Consider the following 6691-nt stretch of genomic DNA (forward strand, 5'->3'; position numbering starts at 1 on the left):
ATGTCTGAAATACACGATTCAGCGAACAATATTGCCTACCTTTTGGCTGAGGCTGCTTCTGGTTCGGGGGCTAAGACAGCTTTGGCGATTCCGGCTTCTGAATCTGCTGATATGCGGGTGGTGAGCTACGCGCAGTTGGCGTCTGCGGCCGCGCAGGTTCAGCGTCATTTGGCGGCGCTCGGTGTTGAGCGTGGTGACCGTGTGGCGTTGTCTATGCCGAATGTGGCGTTGATGCCTGCACTGTATTACGGCATTGTGGCTGCGGGTGCGATTTGTGTTCCGTTGAATCCGCTGTTGTCGGGTGCTGAGCTGGAGTATCATCTGCGCGATAGCGGGGCGAAGGTGCTTTTTGCGTTTGCGGGTACTCGTCTGGCGTCGGAGGCATCCTCGACGGTGCTGGTGAAGAACGGTTCGGTTCGTTGCGAGATTTTCACCGGGGGAGAGGGCTCGCCGGTGGCTCCTTTTGACGTGCCTGCCGATAGCGCGCTGTCGGCTACTGATTCGTCGGATGCTGTTCTGGAGCCTGTCCCGGTGGCGGCGAGCGACCCGGCGATTATTCTGTACACTTCGGGTACGACGGGCAAACCGAAGGGTGCGACGCTGACCCACGCGAATATCCTCTCGAATGCTCGTAGCTGCGTGAGCGTTTTTGGTTTTACCGCTGAGGACGTCATTTTTGGTGGCCTTCCGCTGTTCCACGCGTTTGGTCAGACGGTGTCGATGAACGCGGCGTTTGCGGCGTCGGCTACGGTGGCTTTGCTGCCGCGTTTTACCCCTGATGGTGCGCTGAATCTGATTGAGAGTGCTGGGGTGTCGGTGTTGGCTGCGGTCCCGAGCATGTATGTGTCGTTAGCGGCGGCGCTGGAGGCTGAGCCTGAGCGTGCGCGCTCGCTGCGTGGTCGCATCCGTTTCGGCATTTCGGGTGGTTCGCCGTTGCCTGCGCCGGTGCATTCTGCGTTGAAAACGCTGATTGAGTGCCCGGTGTATGAGGGCTACGGTTTGAGTGAGACGTCGCCGGTGGTTTCGTTTAATCAGGCGGAGTTTGGCATGGTGCTCGGTTCGGTGGGTCGTGTGCTGCCGGGTGTGCAGGTGCAGGTCCGTTGCCCGCAAGGTTCCGAGTGCGCGCCGGGTGTGAGCGGTCAGCTGTGGGTGCGCGGTGAGAACGTAATGGCTGGCTACTGGAATAATCCGGCGGCTACTGCTGAGGTTTTTGACGGCGAATGGTTTGCGACCGGCGATGTTGCTCGTGTTGATGAGCAGGGCAATATTTTTATTGTGGATCGTATTAAAGACATGGTTCTGCGTAACGGCTATTCGGTGTATCCGCGTGAGATTGAGGATGTTCTCTATACCCATGAGCATGTGCAGTCGGTAGCGGTATTGGGTGTGCCGGATGAGCGCGTGGGCGAGGAGGTTGTCGCCGTGGTGATGCCGCGTCCGGGTGCTGATGAGGGTGTGTTGCATGCGGAGTTGAATGCGTTGGCGCGTACTCGTTTGGCGGCGTATAAGTATCCTCGCCGCTACGTGATGGTGGAGAGCATGCCGCTGGGGCCGACCGGCAAGATTCTTAAGCGTGACTTGCGGGTTGTGATTCAGAGAGGCTAATCCCGGCAGATGGTTCTTGTCGCTCATCTGAGGACAAGCGCGGGTGAAGAGGGTAGAATTTTGTAGGCGGCTTCTACCGCGTTATTGTTCCCGGGTAATTTTTCCGGGGCTATCCCCTTCACGAAAGAGAGAGCATGAGCGTTCCCGCTTCTGAGGCTTCGCGAACCCCTATTGAGCAGTTGATTCCGACTGCTTGCGCTACGATTCCGAATTACCCGCATGAGGGTATCCTCTTTTACGATGTGACCACTCTCTTCGCTGATGCTGAGGTGTTCAAGGCGTGCATTGATGAGCTGGCTGCTCGTTTTGATGGTCAGTTTGATGTGGTGGCTGGTGTTGAGGCTCGCGGTTTCTTGCTGGCTTCTGCGCTCGCGTACGCTACGGGCACTGGCATTATGACGGTTCGTAAGGCGGGTAAGCTTCCGCGTGAGACGTACCGTGAGGAGTATGCGCTGGAGTACGGTAGCGCCGCGATCGAGATTCACTGTAGTGATTTCGCGCCGGGCACCCGTGTTCTTCTGCTGGATGATCTGCTGGCGACTGGCGGTACTCTGGTGGCTGCCGCGAAGTTGGTGGAGCGCGCGAACCTGAAGGTTGCCGGCGTTGGTGCTCTTCTGGAGCTGGAGGGCCTGGGCGGTCGTGAGGCGCTGGACGGTTACCGTCTTGAGACGCTGAGCTTGGTCTCTGAGTACCCGCTGCCGTCGAAGTAGTTTTATAGAGTTTGAGGCGTACCGTCCTTTGGGCGTGTGCAGCTGATATTGATGAGGGGTGCCCCGCCGGTTGAGCCGGTGGGGCACTTTTCTGTGGGGGTAATATTTCGGCGCTACGGAGCCTGTCCTGTAAAATAGTGACCCGTATTTTTGGGTGCCTGTCGCACCCTGTCTTTGAGACACCATAGGTTTAAGGAGCTTACGTGTCATCTGAATCTTTGCCCCAGCAGTCTGCTGATTCTTCGGCGGCTGAGAAGCTGTTTGCTGAGCAGATGGCTGCGGAGCGTGAGTATGTTGCTCGCGTATATGCCCGTCTGGATGAGCTCCGTGAGGAGACGGCTGAGAAGCTGGCTGCTGTGCGTAAGAATCAGGCGGTGGGCGGTCATCAGAACCGTTCGGAGCGTGACTCTTTTGCTACCCACTATGAGGATCGTTTGGCGCAGCTGAATGCTGTGGATTCTCGTCTGACCTTTGGACGCCTGGATATGGACCGTGAGGGTGCTGATGCGGTGCGCTATATCGGTCGTATCGGTATTACGGATAGTAATCAGCAGCGTCTGCTGATGGATTGGCGTGCCCCGGAGGCGGGTACGTTCTATCAGGCAACTGCTTTCCACTCGATGGGTGTGCGCCGCCGCCGTCACCTGATGCTTGAGGGCCGCACTGTCGTAAATATTGAGGATGAGGTCTTTGATACTCAGATGCTGCAGGATGAGGACACCCTCCACGGTGAGGGTGCTCTGCTGGCGGCGTTGAACAAGAAGCGTACCGGCCGCATGGGCGATATTGTGGCGACGATTCAGGCTGAGCAGGATGCGATTATCCGCTCGGAGCTGCCGGGTGTGCGTGTTGTGCAGGGTGGTCCGGGTACCGGTAAGACTGCTGTGGCGCTGCATCGTGCGGCGTACCTGCTGTACACGAACCGTGAGCGCCTGTCGAAGGCTGGCGTGCTGGTGGTGGGCCCGTCGAATTCGTTCATGTGGTATATCGAGCGTGTGCTTCCTTCGCTGGGTGAGACCGGCGTGGTGATGGCTTCGTTGGCGACCCTGTACCCGGGTCTGCGTGCTGTGCCTGAGAAGGACCGCGCGGTTGCCGCGTTGAAGGGCGATTTGCGCATGGTGAAGGTTATCAAGCGTGCGGTGGCGGATCGTCAGAAGGTGCCGGCTCAGGTTCAGCGTCTGAATGTTGAGGGTACTGATGTTGAGCTGACTCCGGAGATGGTTCGTTCGGCTCGTTCTCGTGCTCGTTCGACCGGCAAGCCGCATAATGAGGCTCGTGAGACGTTCGTGAAGATTCTGTTGAAGGAGCTGACCGCGAAGCTGGATGATCAGCTGAACCGTGCGGCGGGTCGCGTGGTGGAGCGTCCGTATCTGCAGGATGACGTGCGTGCCTCGATGGATGTGCGCCGTGCCTTGAACCTGGCGTGGATGCCGCTGTCGCCTGAGACTCTGTTGCGCTCGCTGTTCTCGAAGCCGCACTATCTGGAGTCTGCTACTCGTGAGTTGTCGAAGGCGGAGCGTGAGTTGCTGGCTCGCCCGGCGGATGCCCCTTTCACGGAGGCTGATGTTCCTCTGTTGGATGAGGCTGCTGAGCTTTTGGGTGATTTTTCGAAGGTGACCGGTGTGGCTGCTGCGGCTCGTGCTGCGGCGGAGCATCGCGCGAACCTTGAGAATGCGGCGAAGGCTTTGGAGAATGTTCACCAGTCGCTGGAGGATATTGGCGCTGATGGCGTGATTACTCCTGAGCAGATTGCGATGATGAATGAGGTTCGTGGCGAGCGTATGACTGCTGCGGCTGCGGCGTCGGCTGATCGTACGTGGGCGTATGGCCATATTGTGGTGGATGAGGCTCAGGAGCTCTCGCCCATGCAGTGGCGTCTGCTGATGCGTCGTTGCCCGATGAAGTCGTTCACGATTGTGGGCGATATTGCTCAGGCTTCTTCTGCTGCGGCTGCTTCCTCGTGGTCGCAGGCGTTGGAGCCGTTTGTGGGTGAGCGCTTCACTCTGGAGGAGCTGACGATTAATTACCGTACTCCGGCGCAGATTGCTGAGGCGGCGGTGTCGGTTGCGCAGGCTGCTGGCTATGAGGTGTCTGCGCCTCGTGCGGTGCGTGAGGGTCGTTGGGCTCCGCTGGTTCATGAGGTTGCCTCCGAGTCTGTCGTGGAGCAGACCGTGTCTGTGGTCAGCGAGGAGGTCGCTCATTCGGGTGGCGCTCTGATTGGTGTGGTGTGCCCGCCGAGTCTGTATGTTCAGACGGCTCAGGCTGTGGCTCGTGCTCATGCTGATCGTACGGGTACCGCGCAGACTGCGTTGGAGAATCAGGTGCTGGTTCTGACTCCGTGGGAGGCGAAGGGCCTTGAGTTTGATGTTGTGGTGATTGTTGAGCCGCAGCAGCTGATTGATGATGCTGATGGTGCTGTGGGTGATTTGTACGTGTCGATGACTCGTCCGACTCAGCGCCTGCACATGGTGGGTTCGCGGATGCCCGCGGGCCTGTAAGCCTTGTGGCTTGTGTAGCCTCTATCTGTTATTTCTTTGAGCCGGTGCTGCACCGGTTTGGGCGCTCGCTTGGGTTTTTCTGAGCGTTTGTGCCGGTGCGGTGCTAGGCTTGTTACATATTTTGTTCGAGCGCCTTCGGGCGTTGTTACCTTGTGAATGGGAGAAGCATGTCTGCCGAGATCCTCAACGCGCAGCATAATGACGATACCTTCGAGAATATTTGGCAGGAGCTGAAGTGGCGCGGCCTGGTGCACGTGAGCACTGATGAGGCTGCTCTGGAGAAGGCGCTGAGCGAGGAGAGCCTGACTTTCTATACGGGTTATGATCCGACTGCGGCTTCTTTGCATCTGGGTCACTTGGTGCAGCTGTTGGTGATGCGTCGTCTGCAGCTTGCCGGTCACAAGCCGCTGGGTCTGGTGGGTGGTTTCACCGGTTTGATTGGTGATCCGCGTCAGACTTCTGAGCGTGTGCTGAACTCTCCTGAGGTTGTTGCTGAGTGGGTTAAGTCTCTGCGTGCTCAGATTGAGCGTTTCCTGTCTTTCGAGGGTGAGAACGCAGCCCGTATGGTGAATAACCTGGACTGGAGCGGTCAGATGTCTGCTCTGCAGCTGCTGCGCGATGTTGGTAAGCATTTCCGCGTGGGCACCATGGTGAAGAAGGAGATTGTTGCGAAGCGCCTGAACTCTGATGAGGGCATTTCGTACACCGAGTTCTCGTACCAGATTCTGCAGGGCTTGGACTTCTTGGAGCTGAACCGTCGTTTCGGTTGTACTCTGCAGACCGGTGGTTCTGATCAGTGGGGTAACCTGACGAGCGGTACTGAGCTGATTCGTAAGGTGGAGGGTAAGAGCGTTCACGCTATTGGTACTCCGCTGATTACTAACTCTGATGGCACTAAGTTCGGTAAGAGCGAGGGTAACGCTATTTGGCTGAACCCGCAGATGTGCTCGCCGTACGCTTTCTACCAGTTCTGGCTGAACACTGCGGATGCGGATGTGGTGGATCGCCTGAAGGTCTTTACTTTCTTGACTCGTGCTGAGATTGCTGAGTTTGCGCAGAAGGTTGAGAAGGAACCGTTTAAGCGTGAGGCTCAGAAGACTCTGGCGTATCTGGTGACTTCGCTGGTTCACGGTACTGAGGCTACTGATCAGGCTGTTGCTGCTTCGGAGGCTTTGTTTGGTAAGGGCGATTTCGCTGCTCTGGATGAGGCTACCTTGGAGTCTGTGGTTGCTGAGCTTCCTTCGGCTAAGTTGTCCGAGGATCGCCTGGACATGATTTCTGTTCTGACTGAGCTGGGCTTTGCGAAGTCTAACTCTGAGGCTCGTCGCATTCTGAAGGAGGGCGGCGCTTCGGTGAACGGCGTGAAGGTTCAGGGCGAGGACGCAGCTATTTCTAAGGATGATCTGCTGCACGGTCGTTTTGCGATGGTTCGCCGTGGCAAGAAGAACCAGGGCGCTGTAGAGCTTGTCTAGTCTTTTCTGACTTTCTCTATACATATAGAGGGGGAGGGGTTCTTCTCTACTGAAGTATTCATTACTGAATGTTCGGTGGGGGAGTGCCCCTCCTTTTCTGTTCCCTATATACATTCCCTATATGCACAGGGCCCCTCCGTCAGGAGGGGCTCTTCTTGTATCGTTCTGCTGCCCTCTGGCTCTGGGTTTTCTTGGTTTGTCTTTGTTGGTGAGGGCTTTGGGCGCCTTTCGACCATGTTTTGGGGCTCCAGAGAGGGGAATTCGCAGATTTTTGAGGTTTTTTGGAAGTTTTTTAAAGATTTTTTAGCACCCATAAAACGCACTGACTAGGCTGTTTGATGTTTGTGAGGGTGTTTGAGACCCTTTCAAAGCCCTGTTTGTGTCCCACTTCACCCATTTTCGGGTT

The 6691-nt window shown here is 57.0% G+C and carries 4 protein-coding genes; all 4 read left to right on the forward strand.

What is annotated here, in order from left to right:
• The 4 genes from HMPREF2971_RS06935 to tyrS all read left to right on the forward strand — a co-directional run bounded on the left by HMPREF2971_RS06935 (window position 1) and on the right by tyrS (window position 6285).
• On the forward strand, window positions 1-1605 hold the full coding sequence (locus HMPREF2971_RS06935; RefSeq protein ID WP_049356071.1) for an AMP-binding protein: 1605 nt from the start codon (window positions 1-3) through the stop codon (window positions 1603-1605).
• A gap of 134 nt (window positions 1606-1739) precedes the next feature.
• Window positions 1740-2315 carry an adenine phosphoribosyltransferase gene (locus HMPREF2971_RS06940; protein ID WP_044150631.1) on the forward strand — a complete coding sequence of 192 codons (576 nt, stop codon included), beginning with the start codon at window positions 1740-1742 and terminating at the stop codon, window positions 2313-2315.
• 203 nt (window positions 2316-2518) lie between these two features.
• Window positions 2519-4813: a HelD family protein gene (locus tag HMPREF2971_RS06945; protein WP_141755862.1), complete on the forward strand. Its 2295-nt coding sequence runs from the start codon at window positions 2519-2521 to the stop codon at window positions 4811-4813.
• A 167-nt stretch (window positions 4814-4980) separates the two neighbouring features.
• Window positions 4981-6285 carry a tyrosine--tRNA ligase gene (tyrS, locus tag HMPREF2971_RS06950; RefSeq protein ID WP_070692063.1) on the forward strand — a complete coding sequence of 435 codons (1305 nt, stop codon included), beginning with the start codon at window positions 4981-4983 and terminating at the stop codon, window positions 6283-6285.
• The last annotated feature ends 406 nt before the right edge of the window (window positions 6286-6691 follow it).

The sequence above is a fragment of the Rothia sp. HMSC066G07 genome (assembly GCF_001814485.1).
In the GTDB taxonomy this organism is placed as follows: domain Bacteria; phylum Actinomycetota; class Actinomycetes; order Actinomycetales; family Micrococcaceae; genus Rothia.

Coding starts and splice junctions, on each gene's coding strand:
- tyrS (WP_070692063.1), top strand. CDS start 4,981: ATGTCTGCCGAGATCCTCAACGCGCAGCATAATGACGATACCTTCGAG.
- HMPREF2971_RS06935 (WP_049356071.1), top strand. CDS start 1: ATGTCTGAAATACACGATTCAGCGAACAATATTGCCTACCTTTTGGCT.
- HMPREF2971_RS06940 (WP_044150631.1), top strand. CDS start 1,740: ATGAGCGTTCCCGCTTCTGAGGCTTCGCGAACCCCTATTGAGCAGTTG.